Annotated in this window: 18 protein-coding genes and 1 tRNA gene; 13 read left to right on the top strand and 6 right to left on the bottom strand. The window is 69.7% G+C overall.

What is annotated here, in order from left to right; translation table 11 throughout:
- Positions 1-3,620, bottom strand: a 3,620-nt coding sequence (locus tag H284_RS20455; RefSeq protein WP_020074690.1) for a CLIPPER-2 domain-containing protein, incomplete at its 3' end; no start/stop codon positions are given.
- A 287-nt stretch (positions 3,621-3,907) separates the two neighbouring features.
- On the opposite strand from H284_RS20455, the gene H284_RS0100010 reads away from it, so the two are divergent.
- Positions 3,908-4,345 (top strand): DUF1707 SHOCT-like domain-containing protein, encoded by a 438-nt coding sequence (locus H284_RS0100010; protein WP_018191091.1) that lies wholly within the window; start codon positions 3,908-3,910, stop codon positions 4,343-4,345.
- 23 nt (positions 4,346-4,368) lie between these two features.
- On the opposite strand, the gene H284_RS0100015 is transcribed toward H284_RS0100010, so the two are convergent.
- From H284_RS0100015 to H284_RS0100030, 4 genes are all read right to left on the bottom strand, one after another.
- Positions 4,369-5,457 (bottom strand): VIT1/CCC1 transporter family protein, encoded by a 1,089-nt coding sequence (locus H284_RS0100015; RefSeq protein WP_026307177.1) that lies wholly within the window; start codon positions 5,455-5,457, stop codon positions 4,369-4,371.
- Positions 5,458-5,467: 10 nt separating this feature from the next.
- Positions 5,468-6,469 (bottom strand): helix-turn-helix transcriptional regulator, encoded by a 1,002-nt coding sequence (locus H284_RS0100020; protein ID WP_020074691.1) that lies wholly within the window; start codon positions 6,467-6,469, stop codon positions 5,468-5,470.
- Between the two features lie 39 nt (positions 6,470-6,508).
- Positions 6,509-7,486 carry a cation diffusion facilitator family transporter gene (locus tag H284_RS19805; protein WP_051092439.1) on the bottom strand — a complete coding sequence of 326 codons (978 nt, stop codon included), beginning with the start codon at positions 7,484-7,486 and terminating at the stop codon, positions 6,509-6,511.
- 87 nt (positions 7,487-7,573) lie between these two features.
- Positions 7,574-7,658 (bottom strand) — tRNA-Leu (locus tag H284_RS0100030).
- 133 nt (positions 7,659-7,791) lie between these two features.
- Here H284_RS0100030 and H284_RS0100035 point away from each other — a divergent pair.
- From H284_RS0100035 to mshC, 3 genes are read left to right on the top strand one after another with little or no spacing between them, the layout of a single operon-like run.
- Positions 7,792-9,111 carry a M20/M25/M40 family metallo-hydrolase gene (locus H284_RS0100035; RefSeq protein ID WP_020074692.1) on the top strand — a complete coding sequence of 440 codons (1,320 nt, stop codon included), beginning with the start codon at positions 7,792-7,794 and terminating at the stop codon, positions 9,109-9,111.
- Positions 9,112-9,132: 21 nt separating this feature from the next.
- Positions 9,133-9,996 (top strand): undecaprenyl-diphosphate phosphatase, encoded by an 864-nt coding sequence (locus tag H284_RS0100040; RefSeq protein WP_020074693.1) that lies wholly within the window; start codon positions 9,133-9,135, stop codon positions 9,994-9,996.
- A 31-nt stretch (positions 9,997-10,027) separates the two neighbouring features.
- Entirely contained in the window at positions 10,028-11,296 is a 1,269-nt protein-coding gene (mshC, locus tag H284_RS0100045; protein ID WP_020074694.1) for a cysteine--1-D-myo-inosityl 2-amino-2-deoxy-alpha-D-glucopyranoside ligase, read from the top strand.
- Between the two features lie 7 nt (positions 11,297-11,303).
- Here the strand turns inward: mshC and H284_RS0100050 are convergent, their stop codons facing one another.
- On the bottom strand, positions 11,304-12,239 hold the full coding sequence (locus H284_RS0100050) for a proteasome assembly chaperone family protein (RefSeq protein WP_018191085.1): 936 nt from the start codon (positions 12,237-12,239) through the stop codon (positions 11,304-11,306).
- Positions 12,240-12,327: 88 nt separating this feature from the next.
- Here H284_RS0100050 and H284_RS0100055 point away from each other — a divergent pair, with 88 nt between their 5' ends.
- The 9 genes from H284_RS0100055 to H284_RS0100095 are packed head-to-tail and all read left to right on the top strand — an operon-like array spanning position 12,328 to position 21,031.
- On the top strand, positions 12,328-13,053 hold the full coding sequence (locus tag H284_RS0100055; RefSeq protein WP_020074695.1) for an HAD family hydrolase: 726 nt from the start codon (positions 12,328-12,330) through the stop codon (positions 13,051-13,053).
- Positions 13,050-14,060 (top strand): tRNA (adenine-N1)-methyltransferase, encoded by a 1,011-nt coding sequence (locus H284_RS0100060; protein WP_020074696.1) that lies wholly within the window; start codon positions 13,050-13,052, stop codon positions 14,058-14,060. Before H284_RS0100055 ends, H284_RS0100060 begins: the two co-directional genes overlap by 4 nt.
- A gap of 40 nt (positions 14,061-14,100) precedes the next feature.
- Positions 14,101-15,018, top strand: a complete 918-nt coding sequence (locus H284_RS0100065; RefSeq protein WP_051092440.1) for an FKBP-type peptidyl-prolyl cis-trans isomerase — start codon at positions 14,101-14,103, stop codon at positions 15,016-15,018.
- Positions 15,019-15,048: 30 nt separating this feature from the next.
- Positions 15,049-16,134 carry a helix-turn-helix transcriptional regulator gene (locus H284_RS0100070; protein ID WP_020074698.1) on the top strand — a complete coding sequence of 362 codons (1,086 nt, stop codon included), beginning with the start codon at positions 15,049-15,051 and terminating at the stop codon, positions 16,132-16,134.
- A complete protein-coding gene (locus tag H284_RS0100075; RefSeq protein WP_018191080.1) occupies positions 16,127-17,101 on the top strand; it encodes a helix-turn-helix transcriptional regulator in 975 nt (324 codons plus the stop codon). Before H284_RS0100070 ends, H284_RS0100075 begins: the two co-directional genes overlap by 8 nt.
- Positions 17,102-17,130: 29 nt before the next feature.
- Complete coding sequence (locus H284_RS0100080) at positions 17,131-17,490, top strand: hypothetical protein (RefSeq protein WP_020074699.1); 360 nt, start codon at positions 17,131-17,133, stop codon at positions 17,488-17,490.
- Between the two features lie 4 nt (positions 17,491-17,494).
- A complete protein-coding gene (gene tatA / locus H284_RS0100085; RefSeq protein ID WP_018191078.1) occupies positions 17,495-17,779 on the top strand; it encodes a Sec-independent protein translocase subunit TatA in 285 nt (94 codons plus the stop codon).
- A gap of 43 nt (positions 17,780-17,822) precedes the next feature.
- Positions 17,823-18,575 carry a twin-arginine translocase subunit TatC gene (tatC, locus tag H284_RS0100090; RefSeq protein WP_018191077.1) on the top strand — a complete coding sequence of 251 codons (753 nt, stop codon included), beginning with the start codon at positions 17,823-17,825 and terminating at the stop codon, positions 18,573-18,575.
- A 23-nt stretch (positions 18,576-18,598) separates the two neighbouring features.
- On the top strand, positions 18,599-21,031 hold the full coding sequence (locus H284_RS0100095) for a DEAD/DEAH box helicase (RefSeq protein ID WP_020074700.1): 2,433 nt from the start codon (positions 18,599-18,601) through the stop codon (positions 21,029-21,031).
- The last annotated feature ends 47 nt before the right edge of the window (positions 21,032-21,078 follow it).

Consider the following 21,078-nt stretch of genomic DNA (forward strand, 5'->3'; position numbering starts at 1 on the left):
ACCCCGGTGAGGGTGACGTTGCCGGTGTTGGTGGAGGTGAAGGTGTAGGTGATCGTGTCCCCGACCGTCGCCGGGTTCTTCACCGCGGACGCGTTCGCGGTCTTGATCAGGTTCAGGGTGGGGTTCGCCACCAGCGGGGTGTCGGTCGCGGCCGGGGGCGGGGTGACCGTGGTCCCGTCCGGGGTCTTCCCGGAGGTGGTGGCCTGGTTGTTCACCTCACCGGCGTCCAGGTCGGCCTGGGTGAGCCGGTAGGTCGCGGTCGCGGTGACCTTCTCCTTCGGCTGCAGGGTGCCCGGGGTGCCCGGCCAGGTGTAGGTCAGGGCGGACAGGCCCGGCTTGGGGTCGGTGATGGTGACCCCGGTCATCGTGACATTGCCGGTGTTCTCGGTGACGAACGTGTAGGTGATCACATCGCCGACCGCGGCCGGGATCTTCACCTGGGAGTTGTTGACGCCCTTGGTCAGCGACAGTCCCGGACCCTGAGTCAACGGGGTGTCCGTGGTCGCCGGCGGCGGCGTCACCGGAGGACCGGTCGGCGGGTTCCCGGAACTGGTGGCCGTGTTGGACACCATGCCCACATTCAGGTCCGCCTGCGTGAGCACATACTGCGCCTGCGCGATCACCTCCTGCGACGGCTGCAACACCCCCGCCACGCCCGGCCAGGTGTACACCAGGTTCGACAGACCCGGCTTCGGATCCGTGATCGTCACCCCGGTCAACGTCGTGTTCCCGGTGTTCTTCGCCTTCAGCACGTAGGTGATCACATCACCCACCTTCGCCGGCGAGGACACCCCCGAACTCACCGCATCCTTCGTGAACGTCAGATCCGGACCCTGCGTCAATGGGACATCGGCAGCGGCCGGAGGAGTGCTCACCGACGGGCCTGTGGGCGGGTTGCCGGATGCGGTCGCGGTGTTCGGCACGAGCCCGTTGTCGATGTCGGCCTGCGTCAGCTTGTAGGTGGCTGTCGCGGTGACCGTCTCATCCACCTGCAGAGTTCCAGCGGTACCTGGCCAGCTGTATGTCAACGGGGACAGTCCGACATGGGGGTCGCTGATGGTGACGCCCGTCAACGTGGTCTGGCCGGTGTTCTTCGCCGAGAAGCGGTACGTGATCGTGTCGCCGACCTTCGCCGGCGTCATCACGGCTGAGTCGTCCGCCACCTTAGTGACCGTCAGATCGGATACCGGCACCATCGACGTGCACTTCGCGTCGGCCGAACCGGCTGCACAGTTGCTCCCGACGGTGGGAGACACGACGGTGTTGCGGAGGGAGTGGTCCCCGGGAGTCGGATTCTTCACCGTCACCGAGTAGGTGATCGTCGCTGTGTCACCGGGCCCGAGAGGACCGGACCACGCCAGGGTGGGGGCCGTGTAGGCGACGGCACCCTTCGACGCGGTCACGTCGCCGTTGTAGGTGGCGTCCTTGAGGACGTCGGTCAGGTCATCCGTGAACGAGGCGGTGTCGTACGCCTGCGTGCCTGTGTTCTTGACGGCGACCGTGTAGGTCACCGTGTCTCCAGGTCGGGCCGATTGCACCGACGAGTCCTTGGTGATCGCGAGGGAACAGGATGCGGGATCCGCCTCCACGGTGAAGCGCGCCCCGCCGGACGTGTTGCCGTTCGGTGCGTCGGTCCCGCCGGGGGAGGTCGTGACGGCGTTCGCCGTGTTGGTCAGGATCAGGGGCGTCGGAGCGTCGCAGGACACCGGGGGAGCCGTGGTCTGGAAGCAGAGTTGGGGGGCGTCGCCGGACCAGGTGATGCCCACCTGCGCGCTTTCGACACCGGCGGGGTCGGTGACGGCGTTGACCGTGACGGTCGCGGTGATGGAGGTCACCGTCGTCGGGATCCCCGACAGGTCGACGGACGCCCCGGGATTGACCGTGACCGCTTCGAACCCGGAGATGACCGCGTCGTTCTGGTCGCGCAGCGACACCGTCGCGTTGGCGTACGAGCCGTCCGTGAGCCCTGGAAGCGTCAGCGCACGCCAGCCGCGGAAGGACGTCGCTCCCGTGCCGCAGTAGTACCCGCTCGGCGTGACGGTGACCTCTCGCGGCTCCGTCGGACCGGCGCATTCCTTGCCCGTCGTCGCGTCGAAGAGCACGAACTGGGCGGCGTCTCCCGTGGCCACCAGGCAGTTCGTCGCGACATCCGTCGCGGGCCGGATGGTGTAGTTGAGGCCGTTGTTGACGTTGCTGAACCCGGCGCACGGCGGGACCGTGCCGGTTCCGGACCACTGTCCGAAGTCGCGACACATCACCTGGTTGCCGTTCGACAGGTACACGCGGGTGCCGATGACGTAGGCCTCGCCAGCGCCGTTGCCGCCGGCGGCGTAGTTCGCGCCAGTTCCTGCGTAGGGGTTGGCGGCAGCGGCGCCCGCGACGGTGACGCAGTTGGAGGCTGTTCCGGGGCCGTTCGTGATGGTGCAGACACCGGAGACCGCGCCCGTGCGGGACAGGATGGGCGCCATCGGCGATCCGGCCTTGGTGTTCGCCGCCGATCCGTTCACGGGCCAGCTGCCGGTGCAGAGCGCCTTGGTGTTGGTGTTGTAGCAGTAGTTCTTCCATGCGCTGGTCGACGTCTGCTGGATGCTCGCGAAGACGTAGGGGCCGTAACTGGACGAGGTGTAGATCGACGTGGTCGTGACGCCGCTCGCGATCAGGGTGACGCCCGGGCACGAGCCCATGTCGGGCGTCGTGCAGACGAGGGCGGCCTGATTGCGGCTTACGACGACGCTGTAGGTGTTGCCGTCGTCGGCCGGGAGCCCGGTCCCGTTCATCTGGGCGGCGAACGCGGTGTTGCTGACGGCCGCTCCCGATCGGGCAGTGTAGCCGCAGCTGCTCGGCGTCTTGGTCGACAGGTCGAGGCACGCGATGCCGTTGCTGCTGCCGTCGGTGAGTCCGGCGTACCAGTACAGCTTGTCGCCCGCGAGCCACGTGCCGCCCTGCTGCGGGGTGATCCCCGCGAAGGACGTGCCCGTTCCGATCGGTGTGCCCGGTACCGACGACCACGTCTGGACGTTGCTGCCGGTCGGCCAGCCCGGGCAGGTCGTCCCGTCGTGCTGTGCGCAGAAGACGACCGCCCCCTTGGCGTGGTGGTAGATCGCGTAGAGGAGGTCTTTCCGCGCGACCACGTTGTACGCGTCTCCGCCTCCCATGGCGATGACCTTCGACGGAGGCACGACGAACGGCGGCGAGAGCTGCTGTGTGCCCTGCGGGACGGGTGTCGCCACGAACCCGATTCCCGTGGCGTCGGCGGGGGGCGTGCCGGTGACCCAGCCCGGTCCGCCCGCGCGGTACTGGGGAGTCACCGAGCCGGCCGGGTTCTGGTTCGGGGGCAACCGGAGCGAGCCGGGGACGTAGGTGCCCGCCGTGCTGATGTCGTCTTTGAGATCCACGACCGCGTTGGCGCTGGTGTTGTTCTGCGACTCGACGACCCAGTCGATCACGTCGCCCGGTCGGGCAGTGCCGGTGGAGGGGCCGCCCGGAGCATCGTCCGAGGCCGCAGTGGACCCGTTGGCCGCGTTCTTCCCGGTGGTGAACACCGTCGACACGGCGGTCGTCGCGGCGTCCGAGTAGTGCTGCGGCAGCAGGAGCACGCCGACGAGCGCGCCGACGGTCACGCACGCCCCGAATGACAGCGCGACTCGCCAGCGGCGGGCTCGGCGAGCAGCGAATCCGGAACGACGCGCCATGTGCAGCACTTCCTCTCAGGACATGCCGGGAGGAGTCAGCCCCGGTCACGTGGTCGAGAGCACGGTTGCCCTCATTTATGAGGACACGGTGAGGTGACGTTCGTTACGGGATGCGCGATCCAATGCAAGCAAGGTGGTCTTTCCATGCGAGGCGTGCGCTCCAGGCGCATCCGAACCAGTGCGATCCCGCGCGGGCCGCTGCCATACTGGCGTCTATGTCGGACATCACAGACCCTTCCGGCGCCTCACTGCGCCTCAGCAATGACGAGCGCGAACGCGCGGTCGCGGCTCTGCAGTCGCACGCCGCAGAGGGGCGGCTCACCGACGTCGAGCTGCAGACGCGGTCGGCTGCGGCCCGATCCGCCGTGACACGCGGAGATCTCGCACCGCTCTTCACGGACCTTCCCGGCGGACTGCAGCTCGCGGGTCATCCCCAGGCGGCGCCCTCCGTTCCCGCCGGCGCGGGCGCGACAGGTCGCGAGCCGTCGTCCCGTTGGGGCCTCCTGGCGGTCTCGATCATCCCGTTCGTCTCGGTCATCCTGTTCTTCCTGACCGGGATGGCGTGGGGATACCAGTATTCGTGGCTGTGGTTCCTGCTGATCCCGCTGGTCGGCGCGATCGCATACGGCACCGAGGGCGGCCGCCGGCGCTAGCCGCGGAGCCGCGGAACCGAGCCTCAGCCGACGGTGGCGCCGAACAGCAGGCCGAGGAGGTACGTGGCGGCCGCCGCTCCGTATCCGATGAGCAGCTGACGGATGGCGCGCTTCAGCGGTGACGCACCGGACAGCAGCCCGACGACGGCTCCCGTGCCGAGCAGGACGATCCCGACCAGCAGGGCGGAGACGATGATCGCGGCCGTCCCGGTCAGCCCGAAAAGGAAGGGCAGGATCGGGATGAGCGCACCGGAGGCGAAGAAGCAGAAGCTGGAGATCGCGGCGTTCCATCCGGTCCCGATCGCCTCGTGCTCGTCCTCCGCGACCGCGGGAGTGATCGGGATGGGCGAGGTCACCGCCTGCAGGCCGGAAAGCACCTCGCGTGCGTGCTCGGCCGCCTCCTCCGCCGTCATTCCGCGTGCGCGGTAGACCAGGGTGAGCTCGTTCGCGTCGACGTCGAGGTGCGGCAACGCCGATCCGGTGGCCGGGTTGGGGGTGGATGCCTCCAGCAGTTCGCGCTGCGACCGCACCGACACGTACTCTCCCGCGCCCATGCTCAGCGCTCCGGCGAGGAGTCCGGAGATGCCGGTGAGCAGCACCACGTGGGTCGGGACGCCGCTGGCGCTGACGCCGAGGACGAGCGCCAGGTTGCTGACGAGGCCGTCGTTCGCCCCGAAGACCGCTGCGCGGAAGGTGCCGGAGAGCCGCTGCCTCCCGCGGGCCGCAAGGGCTCGGACGACCTCTTCGTGCACCTGTTCGTCCGCCGCCATCTGCGGCGTCGCGTCGGAGTCGGACGCGTACGGGGACCGGGCCTCGGCCCGCTGTGCGAGAGCGAGCACGAACACCGAGCCGAACCGCCGTGCGAGCCAGCCGAGCAAGCGCGTACGGACGTCGCCCTTCAGCGGGCGGCCCGCCTGGTCGCCGAGCAGGTCGACCCAGTGCTGTTCGTGGCGTCGTTCGGCTTCGGCCAGTGCGAGCAGGATCTCGCGTTCCTCGCCCTCACGCCGGCCGGCGAGGTCGCGGTACACGGAGGCTTCCGCGCGTTCGTCGGCGAGGTAGCGACGCCACCGCCTGATGTCGGCGGGGCTCGGGGTTCGGGCTGTTGTCGTCATCCCCTCAAGTCTACGAGGTCGCCGCCGGCTCTCTCGGGGCGGTGGCCTCAAGGCTGAGCGCCAGCGTCGAGCGGGTGAACCGCTCGCCCCACTCGGTGGCGGCGACGATGGCCTCTTCCGGACCGAGGATGCGGAAGGGCGCGTCGACAGCGGCGAGCCCGAACAGCGCCCACTCGGCGCTGTCGGCCGTGATCCGGACGGCGCACGTGCCGTCGCCGCGGTCGTCGACGGTCGCCCAGCGTCCGAGCACCTCGACGACCCGGTCGTTGGGCGCCTCGATGACGGCCTCGACGACCATCGGCTCGACCGCGCTGTGCAGCGACGCGCGCACGTACTCCGCCGCGTCCTCCGCGGGCAGCGCACGCGGCCGGAACCGCACGCCAGTGGGGTGCGGGTCGGCGATGCGGTCGAGGCGGAAGCTGCGCCAGTCGAACCGGGTGAGGTCGTAGGCGACGAGGTACCAGCGGCGCTCGATGGAGACCAGCCGGTGCGGCTCGACCGTCCGGTTGGAAGCCTGGCCGTCGCGGGCCACGTAGGCGAATTCGATCCGCTCCTCGTCGCGGCACGCCTGGGCGAAGGCGGTGAGGATGCCGGGATCGGTCATCGGGGTCGGCCCGAGCGTGGTGGACAGCGTCGTCATCCGCAGTGCGTCGACCCGGCGCCGGAGCCGGGGCGGCATCACCTGGACGACCTTGGCGAGCGCCCGAACGGACGCCTCGTCGACGCCCGCGATGCCGCTCTGCGCCGCGGTCCGGAGGCCGACGGCGAGCGCGACGGCCTCGTCGTCGTCGACGACCAGGGGAGGGAGGGAGGCGCCGGCAGCCAGCTGGTAGCCGCCCGAGACCCCGCGGGTGGCGTCGACCGGGTACCCGAGGTCGCGCAGTCGTTCGACGTCACGGCGGAGGGTGCGCGGCGAGACTCCGAGGCGGTCGGCGAGTTCCTGTCCTGGCCAGTAGCGGTGCGTCTGGAGGAGGGAGAGGAGCTGGAGCGAGCGGGAGCCGGTACTTGCCATGCATCCATTGTGCACATCCTTGCGGTCGGAAACTGACCGCTAGCTGCGTACGGCAGCCTCCGGACCCGAGCCGCTCGCGGCGGGACGCAGGGGCGCGGCGCCGGGCCGCGAGAGCGTGATCACGGCCTCCGTGATCCACTCCGACTCCTCGAGCGAGGCCTCGACCGCCTGCAGGTCAGCGGCGACGTCCGACTCCCGGTCGTTGCCGACGAGGTCGACCGCCGCCACCAGGTAGAACCGCTCGGGGCCGACGTACTCGAGGTGCAGATAGGTGACCGTCTCGACTTCGGGATGCGCGAGCAGTGCGCCGAGGGCGGCCTCCGAGGCGCGGTCCGAGCCGGGCTGTCCGACCAGGAACCGCCGGTTGCGCTCGATGAGCACGACCGCGACGATCGCCAGGAGCACACCGACCAGGATGGAGCCGAGCGCATCCCAGAACGGGTTGCCGGTGAGTTCGTGCAGCAGCAGGCCGAGGAAGGCGATCACCAGGCCGACGAGGGCCGCGGAGTCCTCGGCGAACACGGCCCGCAGCGTCGGATTCGAGGTGCTGAACACGTGCTCGAACGTTCCGGTGCCCGAGGACTCGGCCTTCGCGTGCGCCTGCCGGTACGACTGGATGAACGAGATGCCCTCGAAGACGAAGGCCGCCGCCAGGACGAGGTAGCCGACGAGGTAGTCCGAGTCCGCCTCTTCCGAGCCGAGCGCCTGGACGCCGTGCATGATCGACACCACCGCCCCAGCGGTGAAGAGCCCGACGGCCGCGAAGAGGCTCCAGACGTAGGCGTCGCGCCCGTAGCCGCCGGGATGCGACGCGTCGCGCGGCCGTACGGCGGAACGCTCGGCCTGGATGAGGAAGACCTCGTTGCCGGCGTCGGCCCACGAGTGCGCGGCCTCGGCGACCAGGGAGGCGGATCCGGTGAGGATGGCGGCGAAGGTCTTGGCGATCGCCACGAGGATGTTCGCTGCGAAGGCGAGCATCACGGTGAACAGACTCGAGGATCGTTTGCTGCGAGGCATGGCGACACCATAGTCCTGCGGCAGAGCGGGAATGCAGAGGGCCCCGGTCGTTGTGACCGGGGCCTTCCGCCCGCTTTCGCGGTTCTGTGTCCGAGGGGGGACTTGAACCCCCACGCCCTATACGGGCACTAGCACCTCAAGCTAGCGCGTCTGCCATTTCCGCCACCCGGACGAGGTGAGATGGCCGCCGAACTGCTCCGGCTGCCGAAGAAAGACGATAGCACGGATTCTCCACGGAGGATCACTCGTCCACACACCTCGGGCGTGGCGGGGCGGTCGTCGGATGCGGCAGGTAGCGTGGAGGGATGACCGACGAACTCCGCGCGACCGAGCCCGACCTCGACGAGACCGCGATCATCGCCCGGGACCTCATCCGGTTCGACACGACGAACTACGGCGAGGGCCGCTCGAACGGCGAGGCGGAGGCCGCCGCCTATGTCGAGGCGAAGCTGTCCGAGCTGGGCCTCCGGCCGCAGGTGTTCGAGTCCGATCCGGGCCGCGCGAGCGTAGTGGCCCGTGTCGAGGGCGCCGACCCGGGCAAGCCGGCCCTCGTCGTCCACGGTCACCTCGATGTCGTTCCGGCCGACCCGCGCAACTGGTCCGTCGACCCGTTCGGCGGCGAGATCAAGGACGGCCTGCTCTGGGGCCGCGGCGCCGTCGACATGAAGAATATGGGTGCGATGATCCTGACCGCGGTCGGCGACATCCTGCGCGCGGGGGAGCGTCCGGCACGCGACCTCGTCGTGGCGTTCTTCGCCGACGAGGAGGACGGCGGCCGTCGCGGATCCCACCACCTGGTCGACACGCATCCGGAGCTGTTCGCGGGCGCAACGGAGGCGATCAGCGAGGTCGGCGGCTACTCGATCGACCTCGCGGGCCGCCGTGCGTACCTGCTGCAGACGGGGGAGAAGTCTCTTGTTTGGATCAAGCTCATCGCACGTGGCCGGGCCGCGCACGGTTCGCGGCTCATCCGCGAGAACGCGATCACGCGGCTGGCGGAGGCCGTCGTCGCCCTGGGTCGGGAGGACTGGCCGATCCAGCTGACCGCCACGACGACCCGGCTGATCGGCGAGCTCGGCCGGCTGCTCGACGTCGACCCGCAGCGGATCGGACCCGACGAGGTGGTGATCCGCACCGGCACGGCCGCCGGCTTCATCCTGGCGACCCTGCGGACGACGACGAACCCGACGCTGCTCGAGGCCGGCTACAAGCACAACGTCATCCCGGACACCGCGGAGGCTCTGATCGACATCCGCACGCTGCCGGGCGAGGAGGACGCCGTGCTCGCGCGCGTCCGCGAGCTGATCGGCGACGACGTCGAGATCCAGGTCATGCACCGCGACATCGGCCTCGAAGCCGAGTTCGGCGGCGGCCTGGTGGAGGCGATCACCGGCACGCTGCAGCAGCACGACCCGGGCGCGCCCGTCCTGCCGTACCTGCTCTCGGGTGGCACCGACAACAAGGCGCTGAGCAGGCTCGGCATCACGGGATACGGCTTCGCGCCGCTCCGGCTGCCCGCCGATCTCGACTTCCCCGGCATGTTCCACGGGGTGGACGAGCGGGTCCCGCTCGACGCGCTAGTGTTCGGTAGGACCGTGCTCCGCGACCTCCTCCGCGCCTACTGACCCCGGGATTCGACGCTTCGTATGGACTTCATCAACGCCCTGATCCTCGGCCTCGTCCAGGGGCTCACCGAGTTCCTCCCCATCTCGTCGTCTGCGCACATCCGCATCGTCGGCGAACTGCTGGGCACCGGTGCCGACCCGGGGGCGCGCTTCACCGCGATCATCCAGCTGGGCACCGAAGCAGCGGTGCTGCTCTACTTCTGGCGCGACATCACACGGATCATCGCGCAGTGGTTCCGATCGCTGTTCGGGCGCATCCCGCGCAACGACCCCGACGCACGGATGGGGTGGCTCGTCATCCTGGGCAGCATCCCGATCGTGGTCCTCGGGCTGTTCTTCCAGGACCAGATCGAGACGACGTTCCGCTCGCTGTGGATCGTCGCGACAACGCTCATCGTGTTCGGCATCCTGCTGGGCATCGCCGACTGGGTGGGGTCGAAGCGCAAGCGGCTGCGGGAGCTGACCTGGGGCGACGGCATCATCTTCGGGCTCGCGCAGGCGCTCGCGCTCATCCCCGGCGTCTCCCGCTCCGGCGGCACGATCACCGCCGGGCTGTTCATGGGGTACCAGCGCCGCGCGGCCGCCCGCTACTCGTTCCTCCTCGCGCTGCCCGCTGTCTTCGGCAGCGGTTTCTACCAGCTGTACAAAGCGGTCAAGGAGCCGTGCACCGAGGCGCTCGCGAAGGCAGGAACGTGCACGCCCGAGGTGTTCGGACCGGTGGAGACGGCGGCTGCGACCGTCGTCGCGTTCGTCGTCGGCCTGCTGGTGATCGCGTTCTTCATGGGCTACATCTCGCGCCGCAGCTTCCTGCCGTTCGTGATCTACCGGATCGCTCTGGGCGTGCTGCTGATGATCCTGCTCGCCACCGGCGTCCTCCAGGCGTGACCCGCATGCCCGCGACGACGAACCGCTGACCGTGCGCGCCTGGAACGCCCCCGAGGTCCCGGCCGTGCCGCGGCCGGACGGCGCCTTCGTCGACGTCCCGTTGCTGTACGACACCGCCTCCGGTCAGCTCGTGGAGGCCCGTCCCGATGACGTCGCCCGCCTGTACGTCTGCGGCATCACGCCCTACGACGCCACCCACCTCGGCCACGCAGCCACCTACCTGGCGTTCGACACGCTGCAGCGGGTGTGGCGCGACGCCGGCTACCGCGTGCACTACGCGCAGAACATCACCGACGTCGACGATCCGTTGCTGGAGCGCGCCGCCCAGACGGGCGTCGACTGGCGCGCGCTGGCGGATGAGCAGATCGACCTGTTCCGCCGCGACATGGAGGCACTCCGCATCCTTCCGCCGGACGACTACGTCGCTGTCACCGAGGTGATCGAGCAGATCGGACGGGCAACGAGCATCCTGCTCGACCGCGGGACGGCGTATCGGCTCGACGATGACGTCTACTTCGACATCCAGGCCGCCCAGGACGCGGCGCCGTGGGTGCTCGGCGAGGAGAGCGGGCTCGACCGCGCCACCATGCTCGCCCTCTCCGCCGAGCGCGGCGGTGACCCCGACCGCGCCGGGAAACGCGACCCCCTCGACCCGCTGCTCTGGCGCGGTCCGCGACCGGGGGTGCCGAGCTGGTCGTCGGAGGCGGGGGAGGGCCGACCCGGCTGGCACATCGAGTGCTCGGTCATCGCGCTCATGCACCTCGGCCGCGACTTCACTGTACAGGGCGGCGGCTCCGATCTCGTCTTCCCGCACCACGAGCTGAGCGCGGGCCACGCAGCGGCGCTGAGCGGCCATCCGCTGGCCCGGGTGTACAGCCATACGGGGATGGTGGCCTACGACGGCGAGAAGATGAGCAAGTCCCTGGGCAACCTGGTGCTCGTGTCCGGCCTCCGCGAGCAGGGCGCGGACCCGCGCACGATCCGCCTGGCGCTCCTTGCGCACCATTACCGCAGCGACTGGGAGTGGTTCGACTCCGCGCTCGAAGAGGCCCGACTCCGGCTGACGGCCTGGCAGTCGGCGATCAGCCGGCGCGCAGACGAGGTGGATGCCGAGGCAGCGCTCAAGGAGGCGGCCCTCGTCGCCCGCATCCGGGCGGCATTGCGGAACGACCTCGACACGCCGTCTGCCCTGCGAGCCGTCGACCAGTGGGCGGCCACCCGCCCCGCCGTGACCACCGACCTGGTGCCGCGCGCGATCGACGCGCTGCTCGGCATCCCGCTCGCGACCGCCCCGGAGTGAGCCGCGGTCAGCCGCGGCGCGGGTCGTCCGGCGCGCGCCCGGCGGTTCCGCCGTCGCGGCCGTCACCGCGGCGGCGCAGGTAGCGCTCGAACTCCTGCGCGATCGCCTCGCCGCTCGCCTCGGGCGAGTCGACCGTGTCGCGCGCCTGCTCGAGCTGCTGGATGTAGGAGGCCATCTCCTCGTCGTCGGCCGCGAGAGCGTCGATCCCGGACTCCCAGGCCGCCGCCTCGTCGACGAGGGTGCCGCGGGGGATCGTCACGTCGACGAGCTCTTCGAGCTTGTCGATGAGCGCGAGAACGGCCTTCGGGCTGGGCGCGTTGTGCACGTAGTGCGGCACCGACGCCCAGATCATGAGGGTCGGGATGCCGACATCCTCTGCGCCTTCGGCGAGCGCGCTGAGGATGCCGACCGGCCCCTCGTACGTGGAGCGCTCGAGGCCGAGCTCGGCCCGGACGGCCGCGTTGTCACTGGAGGCGAACACCGAGATCGGCCGCGTGTGCGGAACGTCTGCGAGCATCGCGCCGAGAAAGACGACGGCTCCGATGTCGGCGGCGAGCGCCACATCCATGATCTCGGCCGTGAAGCTGCGCCAGCTGCGCGACGGCTCGGTGCCGAGCAGCAGGAAGATGTTGCCGGCGTTGTCGCCGGTGACCGTGAGCTCGGCGTCGCCGGCCAGATCCTCCCCGACGCGCCCGGGAAGCGACGGGCCGTACATGACCGCGGATGGCCAGATCAGCCGCCTGCGGCCGTCATCGTCCGTCACCACCGGCCGGTTGAACTGGAAGTCGAAATAGAGCTCGGGGTCGACCTCGGCGATGGGAACCACGTCGAGCTGCTCCTTGAGCGTCTTGACCGCGCCGCTGGCCGCCTCGCCCGCGTCGTTCCATCCCTCGAAGGCCACCACGAGGATGCGCCCGCCGAGGATGTTCTGTCCGTCTGTCACGAAGCTGTCCCTCGTCCCTTCCCGGCGTCCGGTCGGGACGCCATCCATCCAGGATAGGCCCGCGGCTCTCCCGATAGACTTGCCCGTTGTGACCGCGTCTTCCCCCCGCAGCGAACATACCCGTAGCGACACCGGCTCTGCCGACCTGCCCGCCGCCGTGCTGTGGGACATGGACGGCACCCTCGTCGACACCGAGCCGTACTGGATGGCGTCGGAGGTGGAGCTCGTCCACTCGTTCGGCGGTACCTGGACGCACGACGACGGTCTTCTGCTCGTCGGCCTCGGCCTCTGGAACTCGGCGGAGATCCTCCGCTCGCGCGGTGTGGCGATGGAGCCGGACGAGATCGTGCACTGGCTGACCGACCGGGTGCAGCAGAAGCTGGATGCGGACGGCGTGCCGTGGCGCCCTGGCGCGCGCGAGCTGCTCGAGTCGCTGCGCGAGCGCGGCATCCCGACGGCGCTGGTGACCATGTCGGTGCGGAGGATGGCGGAGCAGATCGTCGCGCACATCCCGTTCGACGCGTTCGATGTGATCGTGAGCGGTGACGAGGTCGACGAGCCGAAGCCCGCGCCGGAGCCGTACCTGCGCGCCGCCGAGCTGCTCGGTGTGGACATCCGCCACACCGTCGCCCTGGAGGACTCCCTGGTGGGCCTCGCGTCCGCCGTGGCGTCCGGCGCGACGACGATCGGCGTGCCGCACATCGTGCCGCTGCCGGAGTCGGAGGAGCACACGCTGTGGTCGTCGCTGGACGGCCGCACCGCGGAGGACGTCTTCGCCGTCGCCCGCGCACACCGTGAGGCGGCGAACCGATGAACGAGACTCCGCGCAGCGCCGGCCCGTTCCGCGCGGGCGACCGCGTGCAGCTCACCGGTCCGAAGGGCCGGATGAACACCATCACGCTGCAGCCGGGAAAAGAGTTCCACAGCCACCGCGGTGTCCTGCAGCACGACGCCATCATCGGCTTGCCGGATGGTTCGGTCGTCACCAACAACGCGGGCGTCGAGCACCTCGCGCTGCGTCCGCTGCTCACCGACTTCGTCATGTCGATGCCGCGAGGCGCGGCCATCGTCTACCCGAAGGACGCTGCGCAGATCCTCGCGCTCGCGGACATCTTCCCCGGCGCGACCGTCGTCGAGGCGGGGGTCGGCTCCGGTGCGCTCTCGCTCTGGCTGCTGCGTGCGATCGGTCCGGAGGGCCGGCTGCTGTCGTTCGAGCGCCGCGAGGAGTTCGCCGACGTCGCGCGCGACAACGCTGCGACGTTCCTCGGCAGCGAGCCCGCCAACTGGACGCTGACCGTCGGCGATCTGCAGGATGCGCTGCCCGCCGCTGTCGAACCGGGAACCGTCGACCGCGTGGTGCTGGACATGCTGGCGCCGTGGGAGACGCTCGACGCGGTCACCAGCGCGCTCAAGCCCGGCGGCGTCGTGATCTGCTACGTCGCCACCGTGACCCAGCTGTCCCGCGTCGCCGAGGCCATCCGCGCCTCCGGCGACTACACGCACCCGCAGTCGAACGAGACGATGGTCCGCGGTTGGCATGTGGAGGGGCTGGCCGTCCGGCCCGACCACCGGATGATCGCGCACACCGGCTTCCTGATCACCGCCCGCCGGCTCGCCCCGGGGACCGTGCTGCCCGAGCTGAAGCGCCGTCCGTCGAAGTCCGACTACTCCGACGAGGACGTCGAGGCCTGGACCCCCGGCGCTCTCGGCGAGCGGCAGTCCAGCCCGAAGAGCCTCCGTAAGCGGATGCGCGAGGCGGCCGCCAGCGCAGAGCTCGCGAAGGGCCGTGAGGCGGACGAGGACGCTCCGGGCGTCGGCTAGCATGAATTGGCCCTCCAACGCCCCGACCGAAAGAGAACACGTGCGCAGAGTCACCATCGGAAGAACGTCCGCTGTCGTGGTCGCCGTCGGCCTCGTGGCCGCTGTCCTCACGGGATGCTCGACCGACCCGAACAACGACTGCTCCACTGCTCTGCCCTCGGGCAAGGCCTCGCAGCTGGTGGAGGCGACCGGGAAGATCGGCTCGAAGCCGAAGATCACCGTTCCGACGCCGCTCGACACGACGAAGTCCGAGCGCACCATCATCACGGAGGGCACCGGTGAGCAGGTCCACAAGGGCCAGGTCATCGAGATGCAGTACACCATCCTCGACGGCGAGACCGGTCAGGTGCAGCAGACGTCTTACGGCAGCGGCGACACCTACCCGCTGGCGCTCGGCTCGGGCAACGAGGCGCTGAGCAAGGGCCTGCAGTGCGCTCCCGTTGGCTCGCGTGTCGCCGTGGTCATCTCGCCGAAGGACGCGGGCGGCGCAGGGGCGACCAGCTCCGGCGTGATCGTCGTCGACATCCTGAAGGCGTATCTGGCGAAGGCCAACGGGGCGGTCCGGCCGTCGGTGAACGGGTTCCCGACCGTCGTGCTCGCGCCGACCGGCCAGCCCGGAATCACCATCCCGTCGTCCGGATCCGCTCCGACGAAGGTCCGCAGCGAGGAGCTGAAGGCCGGAGACGGCGCGACGGTCAAGAAGGATTCGTTCGCCATCCTCCACTACACGGCCGTCGGCTGGGAGGACAAGAACGTCATCGTCTCGAGCTGGCAGTCCGGTTCCCCGGACTTCGTGAAGCTCGACACGGGCGCGAGCCAGCTGAACCAGGCTCTCCCGCAGAAGGTGCTCGCCGAGCTGGTGGGCAAGAAGGTCGGCTCGCAGGTCGTGATCGAGGCGCCTGCCGAGGGCCAGGTCGCGGCGTCCGCCTGGGTCGTCGACATCCTCGGGATCCGCTAGCGCACGCACGACGCGGACTAGGATGGACGGGTGTCCCGTTCCCCCTCTTCGCCCGCGCGCGTCCCGGTCGAGGAGCGCCTGTTCAGCCTCGTGCTGGCACTGCTCGCGACCGAGAACGGCCTGACCAAGAGCGAGATCCTGTCGACCGTCCAGGGGTACCGCCAGCGGTATGAGCCGCACGGCGACAACAGCAGCCTGGAGCGGCAGTTCGAGCGCGACAAGGACGACATCCGCGAGCTCGGCGTCCCGCTGGAGACGGTGGAGGCGCCCGAGGCGTCCGGCAACAATCAGCTGCTGCGGTACCGCATTCCCAAAGGGGCATACGACCTCCCGGCCGATGTCAGCTTCTCGCCCGAGGAGCTGACCCTGCTCGGCCTCGCGGCCGCCGTGTGGCGCGAGGGTTCCCTGTCGGGGGAGTCCCGGCGTGCTCTGATGAAGCTGCGATCGCTCGGCGTCGAGGCGGATGATCCGGTCGTCGGCTATGCGCCGCGGCTCCGCGTCCGCGAGAGCGCCTTCGAGCCGCTCAGTCAGGCGCTGGAGCGTCACGTCATGGTGCAGTTCCCGTACCTCAAGCCCGGCGAGAGCGCGTCCCGTCAGCGCACCGTCGCACCTCTCTCGCTCGTGCAGCACCAGGGCCGGTGGCACCTGCAGGGGATCGACCAGGACGCCCGCGGCTCGCGGACCTTCCTTCTCTCCCGCATCGTCGGGCCGGTCAAGTTGACGTCCCGCGTCTTCGACCCGGAGCAGTATCGCGTCGACGGCGAGGCCTTCGCCGAAAGGGCACTGCTCGAACTCGAGCGCATCTGGGAGTCGAACGTCGCCGAGATCGAGGTGACCGCCGGCACGGATGCGGCGACGCGCCTGGGCAAGCGGTACGGCGACGCAGTGCCGGTCGGCGCCGAGGGCGAGCCCGTCCGGCTCACCGTCAACTTCTCGGACATCAACATCCTCGCGGACCAGCTGTCCTCCTTCGGGCCCGAGGTTCTGGTCCTCGCCCCGCCGGAACTGCGCGACCAGGTGCTCCAGCGACTCCAGGCGACGGTCGCCGCGCACACCGCGCCAACCGCGCCCAACGGCTCGGCAGGCGCGGAGACGGGGGAGGCCCGCGATGGCTGAGCGCCGCAAGCCGATGCAGGCGCAGGACAAGCTCGCCTTCCTGCTCGCCCTCGTGCCCTACCTCATGGATCGCGACCGCGTGAGCGTCGCGGAAGCCGCTGAGCACTTCGGCGTCGACCAGGACCAGTTGCGTGACGCCGTGCGGCTGATTGCCGTTTCCGGCATCCCCGGCGAGACCAACGCGTACCAGCCGGGCGACCTGTTCGACATCGCCTGGGACGACTTCGAGGAGAACGACCAGATCGTCCTCACCCACCAGGTCGCCATCGACGATTCTCCCCGCTTCTCGGCACGCGAGGCGGCAGCCCTCATCGCCGGGCTTCAGTACCTCACCGCTCTGCCGGAGAACGCCGACCGGGATGCGATCGGCTCGCTCATGGCCAAGCTCGCCCGCGGCGCATCGGCGGCGCCGAGCCAGCTCGCGGTCGCGCGGTCGGAGACCGACGAGGCCCTGGCGACGATCCGGGATGCGGTCATCGCGGGCGTGCAGGTCGAGTTCGATTACCTCAGCTCCCGTGGCGAGCGCGAACGGCGCCGCGTCGACCCGCTGCGCATCGAATCCGTCGACCAGGACTGGTATCTGCGCGGCTGGGATCACCTCCGCACGGCCATCCGCACCTTCCGTCTCGACCGGATCGATGACCTGGTCGCGACGCAGGAGGCGATCACCTATCGGCCGGGCGACGTGAAGCTGCCGGAGACGCTGTTCACCGGCACGCCGGAGGACCAGCTGGTGACGGTGGAGGTGTCGGCGTCGGCGATCCCGCTGATCGAGGACTACATCCCCGAGGGTGCAGAGCGCGAGGAGCGGGACGGCGTCATCCGCACGAGCGTCCGCGTCGCGCACTTCCACGGTCTCAAGCGGCTGGTCGCCGGGTTGTCGGGCGTGCTCACGGTGCTCGACCCGCCCGAGGCGCGCCAAGTGGTCGCCGGCTGGGCCCGCGCGGGCGTCGAACGCTACCTCTGACCCGGCGGCGGGCCGGGTAGGCTGAGCCCATGCCCTGGTGGTCGTGGCTGGTGATCTGGATCGTGCTCGTGCTCGGTCTCCTCGGCATGCTCGCGTTCTTCGCTTGGTGGCTGTTCCGCAAGGTGGTCGCCGCCGGTCGCGAGGCCGCGGCGCTCATGGAGAAGGCGGAGGTGCTGTCGCGCCGAGCCGAGGAGCTCCACGACACCTTCGAGCCGGCCGTGCTGGCGGATGCCGATGAGCTCCGTGCGCAGCGGCAGGATCACCTCGCCGAGCAGGCGTTCGCCCGGCAAGCTCGCAGGGACGCCCGCGTCCGGCGCGGTAGACTACTGGTCGATGTGGACCCCGCAACGGTGCCCGCTCGCTTCGCCCACCTTTTGAGAAGGACCTGATCTCATGTTCGCAGGACTGACCGGATGGCATCTGCTCATCATCCTCGCCGTGATCCTGCTGCTCTTCGGTGCGCCCAAGCTTCCGGCGCTCGCCAAGAGCATCGGCCAGTCGATGCGGATCTTCAAGGGTGAGGTCGACGAGCTGAAGAAGGACGGCAAGGACGGCAAGTCCGACCAGGCTTCCGACGGCACCGCCACCACGCCCACCGCGCAGAGCACCGCAGCGCCGACGGTGACGCCCGCCCCGGCTCCCGTCGACCCCTCGACCGAGTCGAACCCGAAGCCGTAGTCCGGTGGCCTCCACGAAGCGAGGCAAGAGCCGCGAAGGACGGATGACGCTCGCCGAGCACTTCATCGAGCTTCGCAAACGCCTCTTCCGTTCCGCCCTCGCTCTGGTGGGTGGCGCCGTCATCGGCTGGTTTCTCAGCGGCTATGTGATGGATGCGCTGCGCGGTCCGATCACCGACATCGCGAAGCAGCAGGGCCGCGAGGCGATGCTCAACTACGACAGCATCACGGGCGCGTTCGACCTGAAGATGCAGGTCGCGATCACCATCGGCGCGATCATCTCCAGCCCGGTCTGGCTCTACCAGATCTGGGCGTTCTTCGTCCCCGCCATGACGCGCAAGGAGCTCCGCTACGGCTTCGGCTTCTTCTTCACCGCCGTCCCGCTGTTCATCGCGGGCGGTGTGACCGGGTGGCTGCTCGTCCCGCACATCGTGAGCCTGCTGACGAGCTTCGCGCCGGAGCCCGACTCGGCGATCATCCAGGCGAAGACCTACTTCGATTTCATCCTCAAACTGGTCATCGCCGTCGGCATCGCGTTCGTCCTCCCGGTCTTCCTGGTGCTGCTGAACTTCGTCGGCGTGCTGAGCGCGAAGTCGATCATCGCGTCGTGGCGTTGGGCGCTCATCCTGATCGCCCTGTTCACCGCCATCGCCACGCCGGCCGCCGACGTGCTCTCGATGTTCCTCCTGGCCATCCCGATGGTCGCCCTCTACTTCGCCGCGTACGGCGTCGCCTGGCTGCACGACCGCCGGGCGGCCAAGCGCGAGCTGCGACTCGAGGCCGAGCTCGCCGCCTGACCGCGCGGGCATAGGCTGGTGGGGTGACCGACCAGACGCTCTCACCGGCGGAGCGGTTCGCCGCCTCGCGCGACCGGGCCCGCCAGCCGCTGCTCGAGACCTTCCGCGCGAGTCTCCGGTTCGACCTCGACCCGTTCCAGCGGGAGGCATGCGGGGCTTTGGAGCGCGGGCGCAGCGTCCTCGTCGCCGCCCCCACCGGCGCCGGCAAGACGATCGTGGCCGAGTTCGCCGTCTTCCTCGCGATGCGCGAGGCCAACGCGAAGGTCTTCTACACGACGCCGATGAAGGCGCTCAGTAACCAGAAGTTCCAGGAGTTCGTGGAGGCGTACGGCCCCGAATCCGTCGGGCTCCTCACCGGTGACACGAACATCAACTCGCACGCCCGCATCGTCGTCATGACGACCGAGGTGCTCCGCAACATGCTCTACGCGGACTCCGACCTCCTCACCGATCTCGCCTACGTCGTGATGGACGAGGTGCACTACCTCGCCGACAGGTTCCGGGGCGCCGTGTGGGAGGAGGTCATCATCCACCTGCCGTCGGAGGTGCGGATGGTGTCGCTCAGCGCCACCGTGTCGAACGCCGAGGAGTTCGGCGACTGGCTTCAGGCCGTCCGCGGCGACACCGATGTCGTCGTGTCGGAGGAGCGCCCGGTGCCGCTGGAGCAGCACATCCTGATGCGCTCCAAGCTCATCGACCTGTTCGACTCGTCGGGGCTCGCCGCCACCAACCGGGTCAACCCGGAGCTCGTGCAGATGGCGCGCTACGGCGGCCGGGTGCTGAGCAGCCGGCAGATGCGTGATGTGGGCCGCTACCACTCCAAGGGCGGTCGTCCGGACACCTTCCGGATGAGCCGGTCGGATCTGGTCGCGCTGCTCGACGACCGCAATCTGCTGCCTGCGATCTTCTTCATCTTCAGCCGCAACGGCTGCGACCAGGCGGTACGGCAGGTGCTCCGGGCCGGCGTGCGCCTGACCGAGAAGCACGAGCGGGACGAGATCCGCGCGATCGTGGAGGAGCGGTGTCGCACGCTGCTCGACGAGGATCTGGCGGTTCTCGGCTACTGGGAGTGGCTGGAGGGGCTGGAGCGCGGTGTGGCCGCGCACCACGCCGGCCTGCTGCCGGCCTTCAAGGAGGTCGTCGAGGAGCTGTTCCGCCGGAAGCTCGTCAAGGTCGTCTTCGCGACAGAGACGCTCGCGCTCGGCATCAACATGCCCGCCCGGACGGTGGTGCTGGAGAAGCTGGAGAAGTTCAACGGCGAGGCCCGCGTCCCGATCACACCGGGGGAGTACACCCAGCTGACCGGTCGAGCCGGTCGCCGCGGCATCGACGTGGAGGGGCACTCCGTCATCCAGTGGGAGGACGGGCTGGACCCGCAGTCGGTCGCCTCTCTCGCCTCCCGTCGCAGCTATCCGCTGAACTCCAGCTTCCGGCCGACGTACAACATGGCGGTGAACCTGATCGACCAGTTCGGCCGGCCGCGCACCCGGGAGATCCTCGAGTCGTCGTTCGCTCAGTTCCAGGCCGACCGTGCGGTGGTCGACCTCGCCCGCAAGGCGATGCAGCAGGAGCAGTCGCTCGCCGGCTATGAGGAGGCGATGACGTGCCACCTCGGCGACTTCCGGGAGTACTTCGCCATCCGTCGAGAGCTGACGGACCTGGAGCGCTCGGGATCCCGCATCGAGTCGGCATCCAACAGCGACCGTGAGAAGCGGCAGCGCCAGCTGGCAGCGCTGCGCAAGCGGATGAAGGACCACCCCTGCCACCGCTGCCCCGAGCGTGAGCAGCACGCGCGGTGGGCGGAGCGCTGGTGGAAGCTGAAGCGCGACACCGACCGGCTGCGGTCGCAGATCCAGTCGCGCACGGGCGCCGTCGCCAAGGTCTTCGATCGCGTGTCCGACGTGCTCCTGGAGCTCGGCTACCTGACGAAGGAGGAGGGCGAGACCGTGCTGACCGTCCACGGCCGCACCCTCAAGCGCATCTACGGCGAGCGGGACCTCCTGGTCGCCGAGTGCCTTCGTCGCAACGCCTGGAAGGATCTGGATGCGTCGGGCCTCGCCGCCATGGCGTGCGCCCTCGTCTTCGAGCCGCGACGCGACGACGGCCTGGCCAACGACCGCACGTTACCGCGCGGCGCGTTCCGCCCGGCGCTCGAGAAGACGACGACGTTGTGGAGCACCCTCGACGACCTGGAGCAGGACAATCGGCTCCCGGGCAGCGAGCCGCCGTCCACGGCGTTGTCCCTCGCGATGTGGATGTGGTCACGCGGCTCCGGGCTCGACGCCGTGCTGAGAGAGGCCGACATGGCGGCGGGCGACTTCGTCCGCTGGGCCAAGCAGACGATCGACCTCCTCGATCAGCTGTCGCTCGTCGCGCAGGGCAACGTTGGGCGGGTCGCCCGGCAGGCGCTGGAGTCCATCCGGCGCGGGATCGTCGCCTACTCCTCGGTCGCTTGACGCGGCTCGAGAGCGGCCCGCGCGACCGCGTCGCGCATCCTGAACGG

This window comes from Cryocola sp. 340MFSha3.1, from assembly GCF_000383315.1.
In the GTDB taxonomy this organism is placed as follows: Bacteria; Actinomycetota; Actinomycetes; order Actinomycetales; family Microbacteriaceae; genus Leifsonia.